The sequence below is a fragment of the Streptomyces sp. NPDC057002 genome (assembly GCF_042673825.1).
Classification (GTDB): Bacteria; Actinomycetota; Actinomycetes; order Streptomycetales; family Streptomycetaceae; genus Streptomyces.
Genome location: NZ_JBHURZ010000001.1, coordinates 1,344,390 through 1,364,493 on the forward strand (window position 1 = coordinate 1,344,390; position 20,104 = coordinate 1,364,493).

At 70.0% G+C, this 20,104-nt stretch carries 20 protein-coding genes and 1 riboswitch; of the genes, 5 read left to right on the plus strand and 15 right to left on the minus strand.

Annotation, left to right across the window (positions count from 1 at the left end; translation table 11 throughout):
- Window position 1: 1 nt before the first annotated feature.
- The 8 genes from cysD to ACFT32_RS06095 all read right to left on the minus strand — a co-directional run bounded on the left by cysD (window position 2) and on the right by ACFT32_RS06095 (window position 7,179).
- Window positions 2–937 carry a sulfate adenylyltransferase subunit CysD gene (gene cysD / locus ACFT32_RS06060; RefSeq protein WP_382486295.1) on the minus strand — a complete coding sequence of 312 codons (936 nt, stop codon included), beginning with the start codon at window positions 935–937 and terminating at the stop codon, window positions 2–4.
- Window positions 934–1,482, minus strand: coding sequence for an adenylyl-sulfate kinase (gene cysC / locus ACFT32_RS06065; RefSeq protein ID WP_382486296.1), 549 nt, complete (start codon window positions 1,480–1,482; stop codon window positions 934–936). The genes cysD and cysC overlap by 4 nt, the downstream gene beginning before the upstream one ends.
- Entirely contained in the window at window positions 1,479–2,297 is an 819-nt protein-coding gene (locus ACFT32_RS06070) for a 3'(2'),5'-bisphosphate nucleotidase CysQ (protein WP_382486298.1), read from the minus strand. The genes cysC and ACFT32_RS06070 overlap by 4 nt, the downstream gene beginning before the upstream one ends.
- Window positions 2,284–3,090: an amino acid ABC transporter ATP-binding protein gene (locus ACFT32_RS06075; protein WP_382486300.1), complete on the minus strand. Its 807-nt coding sequence runs from the start codon at window positions 3,088–3,090 to the stop codon at window positions 2,284–2,286. The genes ACFT32_RS06070 and ACFT32_RS06075 overlap by 14 nt, the downstream gene beginning before the upstream one ends.
- A 3-nt stretch (window positions 3,091–3,093) precedes the next feature.
- Complete coding sequence (locus ACFT32_RS06080) at window positions 3,094–3,948, minus strand: amino acid ABC transporter permease (protein ID WP_382486302.1); 855 nt, start codon at window positions 3,946–3,948, stop codon at window positions 3,094–3,096.
- Window positions 3,949–3,955: 7 nt separating this feature from the next.
- Entirely contained in the window at window positions 3,956–4,798 is an 843-nt protein-coding gene (locus ACFT32_RS06085; protein ID WP_382486304.1) for an ABC transporter substrate-binding protein, read from the minus strand.
- Entirely contained in the window at window positions 4,795–6,111 is a 1,317-nt protein-coding gene (locus tag ACFT32_RS06090) for an acetyl-CoA carboxylase biotin carboxylase subunit family protein (RefSeq protein WP_382486306.1), read from the minus strand. The genes ACFT32_RS06085 and ACFT32_RS06090 overlap by 4 nt, the downstream gene beginning before the upstream one ends.
- A gap of 69 nt (window positions 6,112–6,180) precedes the next feature.
- Window positions 6,181–7,179, minus strand: a complete 999-nt coding sequence (locus ACFT32_RS06095; protein ID WP_382486308.1) for a hypothetical protein — start codon at window positions 7,177–7,179, stop codon at window positions 6,181–6,183.
- A gap of 523 nt (window positions 7,180–7,702) precedes the next feature.
- Here ACFT32_RS06095 and ACFT32_RS06100 point away from each other — a divergent pair.
- Both ACFT32_RS06100 and ACFT32_RS06105 read left to right on the plus strand, forming a co-directional pair.
- The gene (locus ACFT32_RS06100) at window positions 7,703–8,485 is read left to right on the plus strand and encodes an MBL fold metallo-hydrolase (RefSeq protein ID WP_382486310.1); all 783 of its coding nucleotides are present in this window, start codon (window positions 7,703–7,705) and stop codon (window positions 8,483–8,485) included.
- A gap of 14 nt (window positions 8,486–8,499) precedes the next feature.
- Entirely contained in the window at window positions 8,500–9,612 is a 1,113-nt protein-coding gene (locus ACFT32_RS06105) for an ABC transporter substrate-binding protein (protein WP_382486312.1), read from the plus strand.
- Window positions 9,613–9,657: 45 nt separating this feature from the next.
- Here the strand turns inward: ACFT32_RS06105 and ACFT32_RS06110 are convergent, their stop codons facing one another.
- Window positions 9,658–10,905, minus strand: a complete 1,248-nt coding sequence (locus ACFT32_RS06110) for an MBL fold metallo-hydrolase (protein ID WP_382486314.1) — start codon at window positions 10,903–10,905, stop codon at window positions 9,658–9,660.
- A gap of 150 nt (window positions 10,906–11,055) precedes the next feature.
- Between ACFT32_RS06110 and ACFT32_RS06115 the strand changes: the two genes are divergently transcribed.
- Window positions 11,056–12,234, plus strand: coding sequence for a Glu/Leu/Phe/Val dehydrogenase dimerization domain-containing protein (locus ACFT32_RS06115; protein WP_382486316.1), 1,179 nt, complete (start codon window positions 11,056–11,058; stop codon window positions 12,232–12,234).
- Between the two features lie 86 nt (window positions 12,235–12,320).
- Window positions 12,321–12,986, plus strand: a complete 666-nt coding sequence (locus ACFT32_RS06120; RefSeq protein WP_382486317.1) for a TetR/AcrR family transcriptional regulator — start codon at window positions 12,321–12,323, stop codon at window positions 12,984–12,986.
- A gap of 37 nt (window positions 12,987–13,023) precedes the next feature.
- On the opposite strand, the gene ACFT32_RS06125 is transcribed toward ACFT32_RS06120, so the two are convergent.
- The 4 genes from ACFT32_RS06125 to ACFT32_RS06140 form a co-directional block, all read right to left on the minus strand.
- Entirely contained in the window at window positions 13,024–13,809 is a 786-nt protein-coding gene (locus ACFT32_RS06125; RefSeq protein ID WP_382487060.1) for an SGNH/GDSL hydrolase family protein, read from the minus strand.
- A 145-nt stretch (window positions 13,810–13,954) separates the two neighbouring features.
- The gene (locus tag ACFT32_RS06130; RefSeq protein WP_382486319.1) at window positions 13,955–14,671 is read right to left on the minus strand and encodes a DUF6250 domain-containing protein; all 717 of its coding nucleotides are present in this window, start codon (window positions 14,669–14,671) and stop codon (window positions 13,955–13,957) included.
- Window positions 14,672–14,842: 171 nt separating this feature from the next.
- The gene (locus tag ACFT32_RS06135) at window positions 14,843–15,766 is read right to left on the minus strand and encodes a peptidoglycan DD-metalloendopeptidase family protein (protein WP_382486321.1); all 924 of its coding nucleotides are present in this window, start codon (window positions 15,764–15,766) and stop codon (window positions 14,843–14,845) included.
- Between the two features lie 4 nt (window positions 15,767–15,770).
- Window positions 15,771–15,927: riboswitch (cyclic di-AMP (ydaO/yuaA leader) on the minus strand.
- 331 nt (window positions 15,928–16,258) lie between these two features.
- Complete coding sequence (locus tag ACFT32_RS06140; protein WP_382486322.1) at window positions 16,259–18,334, minus strand: alpha-galactosidase; 2,076 nt, start codon at window positions 18,332–18,334, stop codon at window positions 16,259–16,261.
- A gap of 179 nt (window positions 18,335–18,513) precedes the next feature.
- Here ACFT32_RS06140 and ACFT32_RS06145 point away from each other — a divergent pair, with 179 nt between their 5' ends.
- Window positions 18,514–19,311 carry a tyrosine-protein phosphatase gene (locus ACFT32_RS06145; RefSeq protein WP_382486324.1) on the plus strand — a complete coding sequence of 266 codons (798 nt, stop codon included), beginning with the start codon at window positions 18,514–18,516 and terminating at the stop codon, window positions 19,309–19,311.
- An 8-nt stretch (window positions 19,312–19,319) separates the two neighbouring features.
- Here the strand turns inward: ACFT32_RS06145 and ACFT32_RS06150 are convergent, their stop codons facing one another.
- Window positions 19,320–19,439, minus strand: coding sequence for a DUF6126 family protein (locus tag ACFT32_RS06150; protein WP_037834720.1), 120 nt, complete (start codon window positions 19,437–19,439; stop codon window positions 19,320–19,322).
- Complete coding sequence (locus ACFT32_RS06155) at window positions 19,436–20,041, minus strand: helix-turn-helix domain-containing protein (protein ID WP_382486326.1); 606 nt, start codon at window positions 20,039–20,041, stop codon at window positions 19,436–19,438. Before ACFT32_RS06155 ends, ACFT32_RS06150 begins: the two co-directional genes overlap by 4 nt.
- Window positions 20,042–20,104 lie beyond the last annotated feature (63 nt).

Sequence of the window (20,104 nt, forward strand, 5' to 3'; positions counted from 1 at the left end):
TCTAGAAGTACCCTTCGCGCTTGCGGTCTTCCATCGCCGCCTCGGAGAGCTTGTCGTCGGCGCGCGTGGCGCCCCGCTCCGTCAGCCGGGTGACGACGATCTCCGCGATGACCTGCTCGACGGTCCTGGCGTCCGAGTCCACCGCTCCGGTGCAGGACATGTCCCCGACCGTCCGGTAGCGGACCAGTCGCTTCTCCACCGGCTCCGAGGCGGCTGGCCCGCCCCACTCCCCCGCTGTCAGCCACATCGCGGAGCGCCGGAACACCTCCCGTTCGTGGGCGAAGTAGATCTCCGGCAGCTCGATCCGCTCACGCTGGACGTACTGCCACACATCCAGCTCCGTCCAGTTGGACAACGGGAAGATCCGCACGTGCTCGCCGGGGGCGTGGCGGCCGTTGTAGAGCTGCCAGAGCTCGGGACGCTGGCGGCGCGGATCCCATTGCGAGAACTCGTCCCTGAGGGAGAACACCCGCTCCTTGGCCCGCGCCTTCTCCTCGTCCCGGCGTGCGCCGCCGAACACCGCGTCGAAGCGGTGCCGCCGGATGGCCTCGGTCAGCGGGAGGGTCTGGAGCGGGTTGCGGGTGCCGTCGGGGCGTTCGCGCAGGACTCCGCGGTCGATGTAGTCCTGCACGTCGGCCACGAGCAGCCGCAGCCCGTACCGGGCCACCGTGCGGTCCCGGTAGGCGAGCACCTCCGGGAAGTTGTGCCCGGTGTCCACGTGCAGCAGCGGGAACGGGACCGGTGCCGGGGCGAAGGCCTTCAGCGCCAGGTGCAGCATGACGATGGAGTCCTTGCCGCCGGAGAACAGCAGCACCGGGTTCTCCAGTTCGCCCGCCACCTCGCGGATGATGTGCACCGCCTCCGACTCCAGCGAGTCCAGATGGCTCCAGCCCCGCGACACCGGCGTGTGCGAGTGAGCTGCGGTCGCCCGCGTCACGACAACCCCCTCACGATCAGCAAAGCGTGGAGCGACACGGCGGACTCCTGCACCGTCTGGTTCTGCGTCTCGATGCGCAGATCCGGGGAATCGGGCACCTCGTAGGGGTCGTCCACCCCTGTCAGGCCGGTCAGTTCGCCCGCGGCCTGCCGGGCGTACAGCCCCTTCACATCGCGCTCGGCACACACCTCCACGGGCGTGGCGACGTGCACCTCCAGAAAGGGGGTCCCGCTCTGTTCATGGCGCTTGCGCACCGCCTCGCGACTGTCCCGGTACGGGGCGATCACCGGGACGAGCGCGATGATCCGGTTCCGGGCGAGGATCTCGGCGACCAGCCCGATGCGCTGTACGTTCGTGTAGCGGTCCTCGCGGCTGAAGCCGAGACCGGCCGAGAGGAACGAGCGGATCACATCACCGTCGAGCACCTCGACGCGATGTCCCTCGCCGCGCAGCCGTTCGGCGAGCGCGGTGGCGATGGTGGTCTTGCCGGAGCTCGGCAGTCCGGTCAGCCAGACGGTACAACCCTGGTGTAAGACAGCCGTCATACCCCCGCGCCCTCCTCGGCGACCGGCCAGTCGGGGCAGACCCGGGCGAACGCCGCCCGGAACCGCTCGTGCAGCTCCGGCGCGCAGACGGCCAGGTCGGGCAGCATCGGATCCGCCCGGTTGTAGCGCGGCACGCTGCCGTCGAGCCTGAGAACGGTGCAGCCGTAGTGGGCGGCGACCGCCGCGGGCGCCGCCGAGTCCCACTCGTACTGGCCGCCGGCGTGCACATACAGATCCGCCTCGCCGAGCACGACGGATGCCGTCTTGGCCCCGGCCGAGCCCTGGGGTACGAGGTCTGCCCCCAGTTCCTCGGCCAGCCGTGTGACGAACTCGGGCGGCCGGGTGCGGCTGACCAGCATCCGGGGACGCCGCCGGACGGCCGCCCGGGGCGGCACCGGGTCGTCGGTGCACAGGACGGTGCCGCGTGCGGGCAGGGCGACGGCCCCCGCCCTCACCTCGCCTTCCTCCCACAGCGCCACGTGCACGGCCCAGTCCTCGCGCGCAGGCTCGGCGAACTCCCGTGTGCCGTCGAGCGGATCGATGATCCAGACCCGGCGCGCACGCAGTCGGCCGCGATCGTCGGCCGCCTCCTCCGACAGGACCGCGTCGTACGGCCGATGCCGCTTGAGCAGGTCGGCCAGGACGGACTGGGCCCCACGGTCCCCGGCCGACTTCAGCTCGCGCGGGTCGGTGTCCGGCGCCGCCGCTGCCCTGATCTCCATGAGCCGCGCGCCCGCCTCCTCGGCGCAGGCGCGCGCGAAGGCGTGGTCGTCCTGGTGCGCCTCACCCGTGTCGTGTGTGTCAGTGGTACTCATGTGTTCTCCCCGTGCTGGTCTTGCCCGGCCCCGGCCCCGCAGAGCCCTGCGGTCCGAGGACTCGTTGGAGGAAGGTGCGGGTGCGTTCATGGCGGGGATCGTCGATGACCTGCGACGGCAGGCCCTCCTCGACGATCGCTCCGTCGTCCATGAAGACGACGCGGTCGGCCACGTCCCGGGCGAAAGCCATCTCGTGCGTGACCACAAGCATCGTCATGCCGTCCAGCCCCAGGTCGCGCATGACGGTGAGTACCTCGCCGACGAGCTCGGGGTCGAGGGCGGAGGTCGGCTCGTCGAAGAGCATCACGCTGGGGTTCATCGCCAGCGCGCGGGCGATGGCGACGCGTTGCTGCTGCCCGCCCGACAGCTGCGCAGGGTAGGCGTCGGCCTTGTCCGCGACGCCGACGCGCGCCAGGCAGTCACGCCCGACGCGCTCCGTCTCGGCCCGGTCCCTCTTCAGGACGCGCCGCTGGGCGATGGTGACGTTTCCCAGCACCGTCAGGTGCGGGAACAGATGGAACATCTGGAAGACCATTCCCATGCGCCGCCGGGCCGCGTCCAGGTCGGTGTCGGGGTGGTTCATACGGACACCGTCGACCCGGACGACGCCCGAGGTGGGCTCCTCGAGCATGTTCACGCAGCGCAGCAGCGTGGACTTGCCGGACCCGGAAGGGCCGATGACACACACGACCTCGCCGGGCTCGACGCGCAGGTCGACTCCCTTGAGGACGTCGAGCCCTCCGTACGACTTGTGCAGTCCGACCACTTCGACGGCTGGTTGAGCCGTGGCCATGCGTCAACCCCTTTCGGCGCGGCGGCTCTCCAGCCGGCGCACCAGGATCCCGAGCGGGACGGTGATGAGGAGGTAGCCGAGGCCGGCCACCACGAGCGGGGTGGAATCGGCCTGGTCGGCCGCCACGTCGGAGCCGAACTTGGCGAGTTCGGTGGTGGCCGCCGTGACCCCCAGGACGAACGCCAGCGAAGAGTCCTTGAAGAGCAGGACGAGTTCGTTGGTCAGTGGCGGCACGACGATGCGCAAGGCCTGCGGCACCACGATCGAGATCATGGCCCGGGTGTGCGACATGCCCAGGCAACGGGCGCTCTCCATCTGGCCCTTGGGCACGGCCTGGATGCCGGCCCGGAAGGTCTCGGCCATGTACGCCGCCGAGACCAGGCCCAGTGCCAGCGCCACCTGACCGTAGATGTCCCCGGGCAGCGTGAATCCGGGAAAGGCGACCGGGATCCCGAAGCCGATGATCAGGAAGATCACCAGCGCCGGCAGTCCCCGGAAGATCTCTATGTAGAGCAGCGCGGTCCAGCGGTGCAACGGTACGGAGGACAGGCGCATCAGGGCCAGCACGAGCCCGAGCAGGAAGCCGAGGACGTAGCCGGCGAGTGTGTACAGGACGGTGTTGCGCAGCGCCACCGTGAGCAGGTCGGGGAAGGTCTCGCGGGCGACGCCCCAGTCGAGGAAGTGCTCCTGGACGGCGGCCCAGTCGACCTGCAGCGCCAGCGCGGCGACGACGATCACGAACACCGCGTACTGCACGGTCAGGCTGACGCGTCTGCGGCGGCGCGGGCTGGAACCGGCTGTCGCGGAGGGTGAGGGTGCGGGGTCGAGGTTCAGGGGAGCTGCGGACGTCTTGGCCATGGCTCCCTCAGGAAGTCGCGCTCTGCTTTGGTGGGACACCGAGCCACTTCTGGTGGAGCCGGGCGTAGCTGCCGTCCTGCTTCGCTTCGGCGATCACCTCGTTGAGCACCTTGAGCAGGTGCTCACTGCCCTTCTTCTTCACCACGAAGCCGTAGTGCGCTCCGGTGCTGATGGGCTGTCCGGCGGTGAACTTCCCGGCCAGTTCGGGCTTCTTGAGCCAGCTGGTGACCACGGGGAGGTCCTGCACGATGACGTCGACGCTCCCCGAGCGCAGGGCGGTGAGCTGCTTGCCGGAGTCCTTGTACTCCTGAGGCTCGATGCCCTTGTCCACCGCGGCCTTCATGCTCGTGGTGCCGGTCAGCACACCGACGCGCAGCTTGCCGGCTTTGGCCTCGTCGAGCGTGGCCACCGGCTTGCCCTCGGGGCTCATCAGGCTGAGCGCCTCGTCGAAGTACGAGTCCGAGAAGGCGACGTTCTTTCTGCGCTCCTCCGTGATCGTGATGCCTGCCGCCGCGACGTCGCATCTGCCGGAGTTGAGCGCCGCGCCGCTCCGGATCGGGTCGAAGTCGATGTCGACGATCTCCTGCTTCACCCCGAGCCGCTCGGCCACCTTGTCCATCAGTGAGATGTCGAAGCCGACGACCTTGCCGTTCCGGCTGAAGGAGAAGGGCTCGTAGGGCACGTTGGTGCAGACCACGATCTTCCCGGCCTTCACCAGCGTGACATCCTTGACCAGCGGTGACGCGGCCTTCTCGGTGGCGGTGGCACCGCAGGACGCGGTGAGGAGAGCCACCGGCAGCATCGCGCCGCCGATGGCCCAGCGGCGTCTGTGGTGGGGCGACGCCGTCACGGAGTCTTCTGCCCTTGCGTCTCGCCGGCATCGACGACTTCCACGTCGAGCCTCTCCGCGAGGGCGCGGGCCACGTCGTGGACGACGGCCGGGTCCTGGCCGGGCTGCCAGGGGTGCCACACGGACAGCAGGCCGGTGAAGTCGAAGCCCTTCTCACCGGAGACGACGTCCGTACCGGGCTTGGCCACCGGGAAGTACGTGCGGAAGTACGGCGAGTGCATGGCCTCGCCCACGCTGTTGCGCACGACCCGCCCGTTGCGGTAGACGACCTTGGCGCACACGGTCATCCGGGGCGACTGCTTCTGGTTCTCCTGGGCGAGGATGTCCTCGACGCTCTCGCCGCACGCCGCGCGCAGGAACATACGCACGAAGTCGATGGCGTAGACGTCCTTGATGTGCCGGTAGACGTGGCCGCCGGAGACGCGGATCGAGAACTCGACGACCCGGTAGCGTCCTTCGGCGTCCTGCCGCATCTCGGCGTTGAACAGGCCGTGCTTCACGCCGAGTGCACGGGTGATGCTCGCGGCGATGCCGGCGACCTCGTCCTCGTGCTCCGGGGTCTTGAACGGCAGCGTGTACAGGTCCTCTTCGAAGTGCGGGCCGGCCGAGTGCTTCTTGTTGTGGACGCCGCCGAGGACGAACTGCCCGTCGAGTACGACGCCGTCGAGGGTGATCTCCTCGCCCGGCAGGTACTCCTCGAGGACCGCCCAGGACTCCGGGGAGCCGGAGAAGTAGAAGTTGCGTCCGCTTTCGATGTAGCCCTGAATCACCTTGAGGGAGGCCCTCAGCCGGTCCACGTCGCTGACGAGTTCGACGCAGTCGCTGGCGGCGGCCCGGGTCGGCTTCACCATGAGCGGCAGGCCTCGGGCGGTGGCCGCCTCGACGGCCGACTCGATGTCGGTGACCGGGTGGAACCAGACCGAGGGGATGTCGTGCTCGGCCAGGAACGTCCGCTGGCGCAGCTTGTCGCGGCAGATGCGGGCGGCCTCGGGGATCGCCCAGTCGAGGCCGAGTTCCGCGTTGGCGTCCTCGACGATCTCGATGTCAGGCTCGATGAAGGTGACGACGGCGGAGGCGCCGCGTTCCCGGGCGATCTCGACGGCGGCCTTCACGAAGTCACGCTGGTCGGAGTCGTGCGGGAGCCGGAGTACGGAGGCGAAGCGGGGATCGTTCGCCCAGGGCTCCGTGTCAACGGTGAGGAGGTGGGTCCGTATGTCCAGGTCGAGCAGGGTCTGAACGTGGTCCGGAGACGTGCTCAGCCCACGTCTCATCACGAGGACGAGGGTGCGTGTCCGGTCGGTGACCTTTGTCATGCGGCTTCGGAGCTCCTTGGTTCGGCGTACGAGGGAACAGAGTCCGCGGGCGACCGCCCAGGGCGGGGTTCAGGCCGGGTAGCCGTACAGCTCCAGGGCCTTGGCCAGGCGCTCGTGCGCGAGCTGTTCGACCTGTGGGGTGAACGCCTCCCGCCAGCTGCCGATCTGGCCCTTGAAGAAGGAGAAGGAGTCCCTGCGGAAGATCCCGTCAGCGGTCTTCTCGGGGTCCGCGTCGGCGCCGACGAACTCGATCACACGCCGTACCACGTCGAGCTGGGCCTCGGCCGAGCCACCGCCCTGCGCCCCCACCATTTCCTCGAACGATATGTTGCAGACCTTGGGGTGGTTCAGGAGCCAGAGCATCCGCTCATGGTCACCGCTGCCAGGGAAGGCCGGATCCGACAGGGCGTAGAGAAGGCGCTCCTCCAAGGAGCCCTTGGCGGCCAGAATGTTGTTGAAGACCTGGAACTCGCTGAAGTTGCCGAACCCCTGAGCGGTCCTCCCGAGCAGGAAGTTCACCATCGAGAGAACCATGTCCCGGGGATCGCGGTACATGAAGAGGATTCGCGGCTCACCGGTCTGGGACCATTCCTCGATGAATTTCCCGTCGACCTTCTTGATGTCGAGTTCCGGAACGATCCAAGCGGTGTTCTCCGGCGTCCAGGAGAAAGGCGTGTCGGAGGTGCGCCGCAGGGCGTTGTCGACGGCTTCGGTATGAGTGAGCTGAGCACCGTAGCGGTTGACCAGAGGCATTCCGAGTCGCTGTTGCCAGGCCCAGCCGAGCGCCTCCCAGGCCTGGTCCGCGCCCGCCTGGTAGGCCTCTTCCCCCTGCCCCTTCAGGGCGTCGGCCGCCTGATCGCCGTGCACCATGCGCACGACGCGATCACGCGTCTCGCCACCCAGAACCGGCCGGATTTCCTGCGGAATCCTGGACTGGCCGTAGATCTTGTAGCCGAGAGCCAGCATCAGTTCCTGCACGAGATGGGTGCCGGATTTCATCAGCGAGACAACGACGACTCTTTCCGCCCGAATACCGCTGACATCCGGAACCTGTTGCTGCACAGTCATCCCCTCACTTGTCCGCCGATGATTTTTGGCAATCAACGGACAACTCTGACTCTAATGTTGATCAAATCGTTGCAAGTCTTTGACATCAATGTCAACCAAAGAAACTTCTGCCCCATCCGTCCAGGGCGCCTTTCAGCCAAGAATGTTTCACCTTCGGCACCCTCACCGCCCTCGCGGTGCTGATAAGTGCCCCTTATGACGAAAAGGGGCGAACAGAACAATCACCTCACCCTGTGGCCCCAGGTCACGCCCGTGGACTCGCATCGCTCATAACGTTTACTTTCGCTTAGCCGCCGCAAAGAAAGGGAGGGAAGTATTCCGGACGGAGGGGAACGGTGGGCATTGCGGCTTGCGTCGGCCATCCGATTGTCCGAGAAGCCTCCGTGAAGGGACATCGACCGGCCGATTCGCTCAAAAACCCCGACTCACCCTTGACCGCACCGAGTTCGAGCACTCACGGATCGGGCGTAAGATCGGAATTCCCGTCAACTCACCAGGTCGTACGTCTGAACAGGAACACCGCATGATGCACCTCACCGTCCTGGGCGGCTGCGGAGCATGGCCGGTCAAGGACCAGCCGTGCAGCGGATATCTGGTCGAGAGCGAGGGTTTCCGCCTGTTCGTCGACCCCGGTTACGCGACGTTCCCCGCGCTCCAGGAGCATGCGACGGCCGAGCAGGTCGACGCCGTCCTGGTCACGCACGGGCACCCGGACCACTGCGCCGACCTCAACCCCCTGCTGCGCGCCCGCGCCCTCGCCGAGGAGCCACCGGCTCCCCTGCCCGTGTACACGCTGCCCTCAGCGCTCGACGCCGTACTCTCCCTGGACCGTCCCGGGATGCTGAGGGGCTCCTTCGAACTGCGCGAGTTCCAGGGCGGCGACAGCTTCGAGGCCGGCCCCTTCCGCGTCGACACGCGCCTGCTGCCGCACTTCGTCCCGAACGCGGGCGTACGGCTGACCGCCGGCGGCATGTCCCTGGCCTACACCGGGGACACCGGGCCCAGTCCCGAGGTGACCGCCTTGGCGCGGGACGCCGACGTGCTGCTGTCCGAAGCGACGTACGTCGATCAAGTCCCGCGTGCTGACGAGGAGTTCCTCTTGAGCGCACGTCTGGCGGGTGAGTACGCTGAGGCGGCCGGGGCGGCACGGCTACTTCTCACCCATCTGTGGCCGGGCACCGGTCGGGCGCCGGCCGTGAGCGCGGCAGCCCGGGCCTTCACCGGGCCGATCGACGTGGCGCGCCCCGGCCTCGTGGCCCATGTCCCCGCAGCCGCCTCCCCTCCTTCCGCCGGTTTCCACACCTGACCTCGAGGACCCGCATGCGCCTTGCCCCGTTACCGTCAGTGCCCCTGACCCGGCTGGTCGCGGCAGCGGTGGCGCTGACCGTCGCACTGAGCCTGCTGGCGGGCTGTGGATACGGAAAGAACCGGCCGGTCACGGCGGACGCGGCGGGGGCACCCGCCGGGGGGCCCAAACTCTCCGTCGACACCGTGCGCATCGGCTATCTGCCCAACCTCACCCATGCCACCGCACTCGTCGGCCTCGAGCGGGGCTTCTTCGCCCGGGAGCTGAAGGGCACCGCGCTCGCTCCCCGCAGCTTCAACGCCGGCCCGGCCGTGATCGAGGCCCTCAACGCCGGTTCCGTGGACATCGCGTGGACCGGGCCGTCGCCCGCGATCAACGGATATCTGCGGTCGGGCGGGGACGCACTGCGGATCGTGGCGGGCGCGGCCTCCGGCGGTGTGCGGCTCGTGGTGAACCCCGACCGCGTTCGCTCCCTGAACGAGGTGAAGGGCAAACGGATCGCCACGCCGCAACTGGGCAACACCCAGGATGTGGCCTTCCTGCACTGGGCGGCGAGCCGTGGGTGGAAGATCGACCCGGCGACCGGCAGGGGCGACGTCTCCCTCGTCCGCACCGACAACCGGGTGACGGTGGACGCCTTCCGCTCCGGCTCGCTGGACGGCGCCTGGGTTCCCGAGCCGACCGCCTCGATCCTGGTCGCGGAGGGGGCGCGCGTGCTGCTGGACGAGGCGGACCTCTGGCCCGGCCGCCGGTTCGTCACGACGAACGTCATCGTCTCGCCCAGGTTCCTGGCGAAGCACCGGGACGTGGTCGACGCGGTCGTACGGGCTTCCGTCGCCGCCAACGCCTGGATCGCCGACCACTCCGAGGAAGCCAGGACCGCGGCCGGCGCCCACCTCAAGCGCTTGACGGGGCAGGCGCTTCCCGCCGCCGTGCTCGACGCCGCCTGGAAGGGCATCACGTTCACGAACGACCCGCTGGCCCCGACCCTGCGCGCCCAGGCCCGGCACGCCGCCCGGCTGCGGCTGCTCGAATCGGCCGACCTGACGGGGATCTACGATCTTGGCCCGCTCAAGAGGGCCTTGCGCTCCGCGGGGCTTCCGCCGGTCACCGATGACGCGCCGTGACCCCGGCGGCGGACCTCCCCACCCCTGAGGCACCGCGCCGCCCGATCACTTCTCACCCGCGAGGTCGAGACCGTCCGGAGCCGCCGGAGCCGCCGGAGCGGTCGGAGCCGTCGGCACGGGCGTCACTCCGGGCGGAGTGGCCGGTGCGGCGGCCTCCCTTGTGGTGTCGCGCCACGGACGGGCGATGGGTGCGGACACCGCCTGCCACCACGGCTCCCCGGGAAGCTTCCCAGCCGGTTCGAAGGGCTCGCCCGGCCGGGGGAACGCCACGTCCTGTCCCGCCTCCCCGGCCAGGTCCTTCGTCCACTCCCCTGGCTCCGCCCAGGCATGGGTGGCGAGGTTGAACGTGCCCCAGTGGATCGGCAGCAGCACGCCGTGCGGCTTGCCTCCCTGCAGGTCGAGCTGAGCCCGGAGCCCCTCCGGGGGCGTCATGTGGATGTCGGGCCAGAAGTCGGAGTACGCGCCGAGCTGGATCATCGTGGCGTCGAACGGTCCGTGCTCGGCGCCGATCTCCTTGAAGCCCTCGAAGTAGCCGGTGTCGCCACTGTGGTAGATCCGGTGCTCCTCCCCGGCGACGACCCAGGAGGCCCACAGGGTGTGCTGGGTGTTGCGCAGGCCCCGGCCGCAGAAGTGCCGGGCCGGGGTGGCGGTCAGGGCGAGGCCGCCGATCTTCGTGGTCTCGTGCCAGTCCAGCTCGCGCAGCCGGCCGGGGGACACGCCCCAGTGCTCCAGGTGCGCGCCGACGCCGAGCGGCACGGCGAACAGCGTGTCCGTGCCGGCCAGGGCCTTGATGGTGGGCATGTCCAGGTGGTCGTAGTGGTCGTGCGAGATGACCACCACGTCGACCGGGCCGAGCGCGGCCAGCGGCAGGGGCGCCGGGTGCAGCCGCTTGGGTCCCGCGAAGGGGAACGGGGAGCAGCGCTCGCCCCACACCGGGTCGAACAGGACCCGTCGGCCGTCGATCTCCGCGAGCACGCTGGAGTGCCCCATCCAGGTCAGCCGCAGCCCCGTGGCCGGGGGCCTGGCGATGTCGGCGAGGGTGGTGGGGTGCAGCGGCACCGGGCCCTTCGGGCTGCGGCGGGGCCGGGTCTCCTTGTCGAAGAAGACCTTCGCGAAGTCCAGGGTGGAGCCCGAGGGCCGGGTCCGCGCGGGGCCGCCGGGGTTCTGGAAGACCCCGTCCGCGAAGTGGGGCGATCTGCGGATGCGCGCCATGCGCTCACCGCGCGGATCCGCGCCGAACGCCCCGGGCCGCAGCGCACGGAGCCCGGTGCTCAGGGAACGGAAACCGGCCACGGTACCTCCAGGTGGAGTCGGTCAGGCTTTCCATTATGGTCGGCCCCTCCGACAACACCGGAGCACAGGGGTCCCTCCGAGGGTGATACTGACCGGTGATTCAGTAACTTCCTCAGCAACCCCTTCAGTGACCCCGGCGAAGGAGCCCGTATGGCCGGCCCCCTGCTGTCCCTCACCTGGACCGACCACCTCACCGGTCACCAGGGCTTTCTGGTCGTCGACCGGCTGGTGCGCGGTGTCGCCAGCGGCGGTCTGCGGATGCGCGCGGGCTGCACCCTGGAGGAGGTCACGGGCCTGGCCCGCGGGATGACCATGAAGGAGGCCCTGCACTACGACCCGGAGAGCCGCTACGTCCCGCTCGGCGGCGCGAAGGGCGGCATCGACTGCGACCCCCGGGACCCGGAGGCGTATCCCGTGCTCGTGCGCTACCTGCGCGCGATGCGTCCGTACATCGAGAGCTGCTGGACGACCGGCGAGGACCTCGGACTCACCCAGGACCTGGTGGACCGGGCCGCCGCCGAGGCGGGGCTGGTCTCCTCCATCCAGGCCGTGTATCCGCTGCTGGACGACGAGGCCGAGGCGCGGCGCCGGCTCGGGGACGCGTTCGCGGTCGAGGTGGACGGCCTCGGCCTCGACGAGCTGGCCGGCGGCTGCGGTGTGGCCGAGGCGGCCCTCACGGCCCTGGACGGGGCCGGTGTGCCGTACGCGGGGACGCGGGTGGCCCTCCAGGGACTGGGCACCATGGGCGGGGCGACGGCCCGTTTCCTCGCCCGGGCGGGGCTCACGGTCGTGGCCGTGGCCGACCTCAAGGGCACGATCGCCAACCCGGCGGGCCTGGACGTCGAGGCGCTGCTCGCCGCACGGGACGCCCACGGCACCGTGGACCGCTCCGCGCTGCGGCCCGGCGACCGCGACCTGCCCGGCGACGCGTGGCTGTCGGCCGACACGGACCTGCTGGTACCCGCGGCCGTCTCGTACGCGATCGACTCCGGGAACCAGGAGCGGATCACCGCCCGCTGGGTCGTCGAGGCGGCCAACATGCCCGTACGACCGGAGGCGGAGCCGCTGCTGGCCGCGCGCGGGGTGACCGTGCTGCCGGACGTGGTGGTCAACTCCGGGACGAACGCCTGGTGGTGGTGGACGCTCTTCGGGGACATCGGCGCCGACGCGGAGGAGGCGTTCGCCCACATCCGCGGCTCGATGCGGGGCCTGGTCGAGCGGATGCTGGCCCGGGCGCAGGCCGACGGGACGACGCCGCGAGCAGCCGCCCACGCGATCGCTGCGGATCGCCTGCCGGTGATCGCGGAACGCTTCGGCTGGTACCGCTGAGGGACGGCGAACCAGCCACGCGCACCCTGCCGGACCGGCCGAATCCACACGTCAAGAGGGTGCACGCGCGTGTGTAGGGTGACGGCGTGACGAGAGTCCGGTTGAGCGTGGCGGAACGGCGCGGTGATCTGCTGCGGGCCGCAGTCGAGCAGATCGAGGCACGGGGCGTGACGGCGGTCAGGATCGCCGACATCGCCTCGGTGCTCGGTGTGAGCAACGCGCTGGTCCTCTATCACTTCTCGACGAAGGAACAACTGGTGGCCGCCGCGTTCCGGCACGCGGCGGAGGGCGACCTCGCCCATCTGAACAAGCTGCTGGGCCGCCGTACGTCGGCGCTGCGCCGGCTGCGGTCGGCCGTACGGTGGTACGCCCCGACGGGCCAGGCCAAGGGCTGGCGGCTGTGGATCGAGGGCTGGGCGGCGGCGCTGCGCGAGCCCGCGCTGCGGGAGGTCGCCCAGGACCTCGACCGGCAGTGGAAGGCGGCCATCGCCGAGGTCATAGCGGAGGGCGTGGCGGCCGGCGAGTTCCACTGCCCCGACCCGCACGGCACGGCCCTGCGCCTCACCGCCCTGCTCGACGGGCTCGCCGTCCAGCTGACGTCCTACGAGGGCGCGGTGCCGCGGGCACGGGCGCAGGAGTGGGTGGAGGAGGCGCTGGCCCGCGAACTGGGCCTGGAGTCAGCGGCCGACCCGGCGGAGCGGGGTACCGCGCCCATCCGTGCCGCCCCCAGCGGCACGCATTCCCGCAGCTAGGGCAGCAGTTGTGCGAGACCACTGCACAGCCGCATTCTCACGCCACCGACCCGATCCGCAGCCTGATGTCCTCCGGCGACAGCGCGCCCTTGGCCGTCACATGGTCCCCCGACGACTCCCCGCGCAACCGGCGTCCGATCCACGGCACCAGGAACTCGCGCGCCCAGTGGACGTCGTCCCGCCGGATGTCGAGGGTGCCGCGGGGCGGCAGCGGGGGCCACTCCTGCTCGGGGTCGGCCGGTACCTCGATGCCGAGCACCTGACCCGCGCGGAGCGCCACGCGCGTGTGGCCGTCGGGCGACAGGTGCAGCCGGTCGGCGTCCCAGGCCCGGCGGTCCTGGACACTGCGCAGGGACCACAGGTCGAGCACCGGGCAGCCGTACCGGTCGGCGATGGCCCGGACATGCCCGTTGTACGTGGCGATCTTGCCGCGCAGATGCTTGAGCACGGGCACGCGACGGGTGTCGAACCCGGTCGTCACCATCACCGTGCCGGCCACCGCGGCCAGCTGGGCGATGGCCTGCTCGAACCGCTCGGCCACCTCGTCCGGGTCGGTGCCGGGCCGGATGATGTCGTTGCCCCCGGCGCAGAACGAGACGAGGTCCGGGGCCATGTCGACGGCCCGCGGGAGCTGGTTCGCCACGATCTGGTCGAGGAGTTTTCCGCGTACGGCCAGGTTGGTGTACCGGAAGTCGCCTTCGGGCCTGCGGTCGGCGAGCAGCACGGCGAACCGGTCGGCCCAGCCGACGAACGCCCCGTCGGGGCCGGGATCGCCGACGCCCTCGGTGAAGCTGTCCCCCACCGCCACGTACGACCCGATCACTGCTCTGCTGTCACTCTTCGAATCGTCTGCCACAGCCGCTCATGATTCACCCTCGAATGTGACCTACGCGACCGTAGGAAGGGGTTGACGGGCGGTGAGATAAGCCACTCTTAAAGTGTTCGCCAACTCCGGAATAGGCCGCCCCTCACGGACGTTGCGGGGTCAGTCGCCAGACCCGGAAGCCCGTGATCCGGAAGTGGCTCCACACGGTCCGGAAGGCGAAGTGCCCGCTCGTGTACGGCTGCGGATCGGTGCAGTCGAAGACGAGCCGCCCGTTGTTCCACCACCGCACCGTCGACCCGTCGGAGACGATCCGGACCCGGTTCGGCATGCCCGGGACCAGCAGCGGCTCGGTGTAGTCGTGGATCAGGGGACGCACACCGGCCTGGCCCACGTAACGCCGCAGCCGGGTCGTGGTGTTGTGGTTGGCGCCGTACCCGGCGTAGTACGTCGTCAGGTGGTCGTACTCCTCCAGCGCCCCGCCCCGCGGCGTCGCGAAGAGGTCGTCCGGGGAGCGGACGTCGGTCGCGTTCCAGAAGTTGTTGAGGTCCGAGACCCGGTCGTTGATCCCGCCCTCGGAGACGGGCGTGGCGGTGTACTCGAGGACGTACGGCCCGTCGAGACGCCGTCTGAACCAGACGGTCGCTCCGCCCGGTACGTCGATGTCCAGGACGCCGCGGGAGGCGGTGACGGAGCCGCCGTCCTGGAGTTCGGCCGCCCACCGACCGAGGCCGCGGCAGAAGTCGTCGTGGGCGATGAGGCGGCGGTGCCGGGGTGCGGCCTGGGCGCTCCCCGACGGGGCGAGGGTCGCCAGCGCGGCTCCGGCCGCCAGGGCTCCGAACGTTCTGCGGGTGGTCGGCACGGGACACAGCTCCTTCAGAAAGCGCTTGCACTCACGACGGGATCACTGTGTCCCAACTGCCGTCCCCTGTCGATCCCTTGAGGCGATCGACAGCCGCACACACCGAAGGCCGGACCCGGGGATCGGGGTCCGGCCTTCGGCTGCGTGTCAGGCAGGTGGTCGTGCGATGGGTCAGCCCACGGAGACGCCGTGCGAGCGCAGGTAGGCGACCGGGTCCACGTCCGAGCCGTACTCCGGCGAGGTGCGGATCTCGAAGTGCAGGTGCGGTCCGGTCACATTGCCGGTCGCACCGGACAGGCCGACCTGCTGCCCGGCCGTCACGGTCTGGCCGGCCGAGACGGAGAGCTGGGACAGGTGGGCGTACTGCGCGTACTTGCCGTCCTCGAGCTGGACGACGACCTGGTTGCCGTACGCGCCGCCCCAGCCGGCGGAGACGACCGTGCCGGCGCCGACGGCCTTGAGCGAGGTGCCGGTCGGGACGACGAAGTCGACACCGGTGTGGTAGCCACTCGACCACATGCTGCCGGACATGTGGTACGGGGTGCCGACGGCGGCGCCGTCCACCGGGAGGCTGAAGCCGGAGGCCTCGGCGGCCGGCTTGGCGGCGGCCGGCTTCGCGGCGGTGTCGGCCTTCGGGGCCGACTCGGAGGCGGACGACTTCTCAGCCGACGCCTTGGGCTTCTCGGCCGCCTTGGGCGCGGACGACTGCGTCTTGGGCGCGCTCGCCGCCTTCTTGCCGATCGAGAGCTTCAGGCCCGGGTGGATCAGCGACGGGTCGGAGCCGACGGCGTCACGGTTGTCGCTGTAGAGCTTCTTCCAGCCACCGCTGACGTTCTGGTCGTCGGCGATCTTCGCGAGATAGTCACCGGCCTTCACGGTGTACGCGTGGGCACCCGTGGCCTTTTCGGCGGCCTTCTTCTCGGCGGCCGGAGCGGACTGGACGGCCTTTTCCGGAGCCGACTGCGGGGTCGCGGCGTGGGCGCCGGCGGCCCCCATGAGCGGAAGGGCGAGGGCGGCCCCACCGGTTCCGGCGACGGCGATGGAGCGGGTGAAACGCTGGGACTTCGGGCGGCGATGCTTACCCTTCGCGGGCATGGCGAATTCCTCTCCGGCGCCTGCGAGGTGAGCTGTCGGGTGCGGGCTGGAGATGCCCGGCCGCGCCGAAGTGCGGCTGAACCCCAAGCCGTTCCGGGAACCGGAACAGGCGTCGTACCTGTGGGTCCCCCGCTCCTGCCATACACGGGTGAGTGTGTGCGGGCTCCGGGCGGCGGCAGGATTAGGCGTCCGTCCGGATTGGTGTGGAACGTAAGCGACCGAGACGCAATGGGACAAGCTTGCGGTTGCCTGTGAGGGCGTTTTTCTTGACGCGTCGGCACATTTCCCGTCACCGAGCGTGGATTTCCGATCTCTGTTTCGCCTCAATGTCCCTGAATAACGCAAGAATTACGTGAACATGGCGACAACACATCGTCACGAATATGACGATGGTCACGCGCCCCGACCTCATCTCCTTTACGATCGGGGCACGTTATACCGAAACACCTGAAGTGCCTTATTCGCCTTATCCACCCGATCCGGACAGAACGACTACTTGCGTCGAAGGCGGACGACTGCGGCATCCAGGTCCCCGCGCAGGCCGATCCGCAGTCCGTGATGGGCGAGTACGGCCCCTCGGTGAACTTCGCCCGTTTCGAGGCATTCGTACACTGCTGTCGGGTCGAGGCCCCGCAGCCGGATCGCCGGAACGGGCTCGCCGTAGCGCTGCGCCTGGAGCCAGGCGAGGACGACGGTCTCGTCACCCAGGACGTACTGCACCGCGCTCGAGCTGCCCTCCGGGGCCCGCAGCCGGTACAGGTCACCGCGCTGCACCACGGGCCGGATCTCCTTGTAGAGCTCCACCCAGCCCCGCGCCTCGGCGAGCTCCTCCGCCGTCCACCGTGTGAGGTCGCCGCCCACCCCGAGCACGCCGGCCATGGCACTGACGAACCGGAACCGCAGGGAGCTGGCCCGCTGGTTGAGCATGGTGTTCGGGCTGTCGGTGACCCAGGCGGCCATGACCCGCGCCGGATGGATCTGGCTGAAGCCGTGCTGGATGGCGAGCCGGTCGAGCGGGTCGGTGTTGTCGGAGGTCCACACCTGGTCCGTGCGGCCCAGCACCCCGAGGTCGATCCGGCCGCCGCCGCCCGAGCACGACTCGAAGGCCACACCGGGGTGCGCCGCCCGCAGCCGGTCCAGCAGGGCGTACAGGGCATGGACGTGGTCGACCCAGAGCCGCTGCGGGTAGGGGTCGTCCGGCCATCCGGCGTCGGTGAAGCAGCGGTTGAAGTCCCACTTGACGTAGTCGATGGGGGCGCTGGAGAGCAGTCCGTCGAGCTGCTCCCACAGGTACTCCTGAACGTCCTCGCGGGCCAGGTTCAGTACGAGCTGATTGCGGAATTCCGTCCGCTTTCGTCCCGATTGATACTGGACCCAGTCGGGGTGGGCGCGGTACAGGTCGCTGTCCGCGTTGACCATCTCCGGCTCGACCCAGATCCCGAACCGCATGCCGAGGCCGTGCACATGGTCGGCGAGCGGCTTCAGCCCACCCGGGAAGCGGTCGGGGTTGGGGGTCCAGTCACCGAGCCCGGCCCGGTCGCTGGTCCGGGATCCGAACCAGCCGTCGTCGACGACGAACAGCTCGACGCCCATGGCCGCTGCCCGCTCGGCGAGCGCCCGCTGCTGCTCCTCCGAGATGTCGAACTCGGTGGCCTCCCAGGAGTTGAACAGCACCGGCCGGTCCCGGTCCGCGTCCGGGACGACGTGGGCCCGCTGCCAGGCGTGCCAGGCGCGGCTCGCCCCGCCGAAGCCGCCGTCGCTCCAGAGCCCGGCGAAGACGGGGGTGGTGTACGACCCGCCCGCGCCCAGCCTCAGCAGGCCCGAGTCGTCGTGTCCGGCCCCGCCGGTGATCTGCACGCGCGCGTCCGGGAGTTGGGCCACCGCGATCCGCCAGGACCCGGACCAGGCCAGGGCGCAGCCGTAGACCTCCCCGCGCTCCTCGGTCGCGTCGGAGTCGAGCGCGACCCACGGCAGATGCTGGTGGGAGGTGTGGCCGCGGCGGCTGCCGATGACCTTCTCGCCGTAGGTGAGGGCGGAGCGCGTCAGCCGGGACTCGGCGCCCCAGCGGCCGTGCAGCTGGGACAGCCGCCAGGTGTCGCGGTCGGGCAGGGTCCAGGTGGCGGAGTCGGCGCGCAGCACCTCGACGTCCGGGCCGTGGTTCTCCAGGGTCACCCAGCGCTCGACGACATCGGCCGAGGAGCGCATCCGGTAGTGCAGCGTGACGGCCAGGTCGCCGTCACGGAAGCGGAGCCGCAGCTCGCCGCCCTCGGCGTCATGCCCCTCGTAGGACCACTCGGTGCCGCGGCGCTCGGCGGTGCGCACGGACAGGGCGGGCCGGGCGAAGCGGGGGCCGCCCTCGACCGGATACTCCTCGCGTCCGTCGAGCGGGGACTCGAAGGCCCAGTAGTCCGGCAGCGGCCGGACAGCCAGGGCCTCGGCGTCGGCGAGGCCGATCCGGGCGCCCCAGTGCAGGTGCAGCAACTCGTCCCGGTCGGTGACATGGACGGCGTAACTGCTGGCCGGCCCCGAGAGCACCCATGTACGACCGTCTTCGGAGATCTCCAGCATCAAGCCCTCACAGATTCGAACAAGCCCGACCAGGTGCGGCCAGGCCCCAACATAATCAAGGGCTTCGGGGGCTCTCGGCAACGCCTGTGGACAACTCATTGCCCCTGGCAGGCATGTCGTATCGTCAAGTGGTGCCCGTCGACGAGCCGCGCCGACGGCACCGAGTGGGAGGAGCCCCCGTGACGCAGCAGGTCCCCTCGACCGAACCCGAGCTGGCCGCAGTACGCAATTTCCGTGATGTGGGCGGACTGCCGACCGTGGACGGACGGCGGGTGCGGCCGGGAGTGCTGTTCCGCAGCGGCCACCTCGCGCACGCGACCGGTGAGGACGCCGCCTTCCTGACCGGCCTGGGCCTGCACACGATCTTCGACTTCCGCAACGAGGCCGACCAGAAGCTCGAAGGGCCTGACGTCGAGCTGCCGGGCGTGCGCAATGTGAACCTGCCGCTCACCGACCCGGCCGACGGCGCAGAGTTCTGGAAGATGGTCCGCGACGGCGACCTGGAGCAGCTGCGTGAGATCCTCTCGGACGGCAAGGGCGCGGGCCGGATGATCGCCTCCTACCGCACGATCATCAAGCACCGCACCGCCGAGCACTCGAAGGTGCTGCACGCGCTGGCCGAGGACAGCGTCCCCGCGCTGATGCACTGCGCGGCCGGCAAGGACCGCGCGGGCCTCTCGATCGCGGTGACGCTGCTCGCGGTGGGCGTCGAGCGCGAGGCGATCGTCGAGGACTACTTGAAGTCGAACGCCAAGCACCGCCGCTACAAGGTGCGGCGCAGCGGTTCCGCCGACTCGGCCTACTCCCCCGAGGTCATGGAGCTGCTCAGCCCCCTGTTCGACGCGCGCGCCGAGTATCTGTCGGCGGCCTTCGACACCATCGAGGAGACCTGGGGCGGCGTCGACGCCTATCTGGAGAAGGGGCTCGAGATCGCTCCGGAGACGCGTGAGCGACTGCGCGAGCGGCTTCTCGACTGAGGAACGGGCTAGCGGGCCCCCGCCTCGAAGAGGAAATAGACGAACGCTGCGAAGACATGCCCCATCACGAGGTAGATGAACAGCCGCACCCACAGGGCGCGCGGGAATTTCTCCTCCATGTCGCTCAAGGCGTCTCTCCAGGGGTGGGGCCCAGGCACAGGGTGGCCGTGGGACTCTGCAACAGGGTGTGGACGAAAAGCAGCTCGACGCCGTCCTGGTCCTCGGCGGCGATCCGGTGCGGGGTCAGCGAGTCGAAGTGGGCGCTGTCGCCGGGCGCCAGCCGGTGCGTGGTGTCCCCGAGGCGCAGCCGTAGCCGGCCCCGCAGCACATGGAGCCACTCCTCGCCTGGGTGGACGCGCACGATGTCGCCCTGGGAGCCGTAGGGCACATGGACGCGCAGGGCCTGCATCCCGCGTCCGGACGCGCCGGCCTGCCAGTAGGTCCAGCCGCCCGCCGTGGTCGGTTCCATGTCGGACGCGCGGACGACGGCGTCCCGGTCGGCGACCGTCTCACCGAGCAGTTCGGAGACGGTCGTACCGTAGACACGGGCGAGCGCCAGCAGCATCGGCAGCGAGGGCTGGCGCTGTCCGGTCTCCAGACGGGAGAGATGGGCGGGCGACAGTCCGGCGGCACGGGCCGCGGCCTCCAGCGTCAGGGATGCCTGACGCCGCAGCGCGCGCAGCTGCGGGGCTACGGCGGGCAGCGCACCAGGCTGTTCGGAGGTGCTCATGCCTCCATTCAGCCGGAGGGTTACCTCTGCGGCAAGTTTCTTGCCTCAGAGGCAAAGCCCCCG

Excerpts from the sequence above, each read along its gene's own strand:
- ACFT32_RS06095 (WP_382486308.1), bottom strand. The coding sequence starts at position 7,179 with ATGACTGTGCAGCAACAGGTTCCGGATGTCAGCGGTATTCGGGCGGAA.
- ACFT32_RS06080 (WP_382486302.1), bottom strand. The coding sequence starts at position 3,948 with ATGGCCAAGACGTCCGCAGCTCCCCTGAACCTCGACCCCGCACCCTCA.
- cysC (WP_382486296.1), bottom strand. The coding sequence starts at position 1,482 with ATGACGGCTGTCTTACACCAGGGTTGTACCGTCTGGCTGACCGGACTG.
- ACFT32_RS06090 (WP_382486306.1), bottom strand. The coding sequence starts at position 6,111 with ATGACAAAGGTCACCGACCGGACACGCACCCTCGTCCTCGTGATGAGA.
- ACFT32_RS06135 (WP_382486321.1), bottom strand. The coding sequence starts at position 15,766 with ATGCCCGCGAAGGGTAAGCATCGCCGCCCGAAGTCCCAGCGTTTCACC.
- ACFT32_RS06100 (WP_382486310.1), top strand. The coding sequence starts at position 7,703 with ATGATGCACCTCACCGTCCTGGGCGGCTGCGGAGCATGGCCGGTCAAG.
- ACFT32_RS06075 (WP_382486300.1), bottom strand. The coding sequence starts at position 3,090 with ATGGCCACGGCTCAACCAGCCGTCGAAGTGGTCGGACTGCACAAGTCG.
- ACFT32_RS06105 (WP_382486312.1), top strand. The coding sequence starts at position 8,500 with ATGCGCCTTGCCCCGTTACCGTCAGTGCCCCTGACCCGGCTGGTCGCG.
- ACFT32_RS06155 (WP_382486326.1), bottom strand. The coding sequence starts at position 20,041 with ATGAGCACCTCCGAACAGCCTGGTGCGCTGCCCGCCGTAGCCCCGCAG.
- ACFT32_RS06140 (WP_382486322.1), bottom strand. The coding sequence starts at position 18,334 with ATGCTGGAGATCTCCGAAGACGGTCGTACATGGGTGCTCTCGGGGCCG.
- ACFT32_RS06115 (WP_382486316.1), top strand. The coding sequence starts at position 11,056 with ATGGCCGGCCCCCTGCTGTCCCTCACCTGGACCGACCACCTCACCGGT.
- ACFT32_RS06070 (WP_382486298.1), bottom strand. The coding sequence starts at position 2,297 with ATGAGTACCACTGACACACACGACACGGGTGAGGCGCACCAGGACGAC.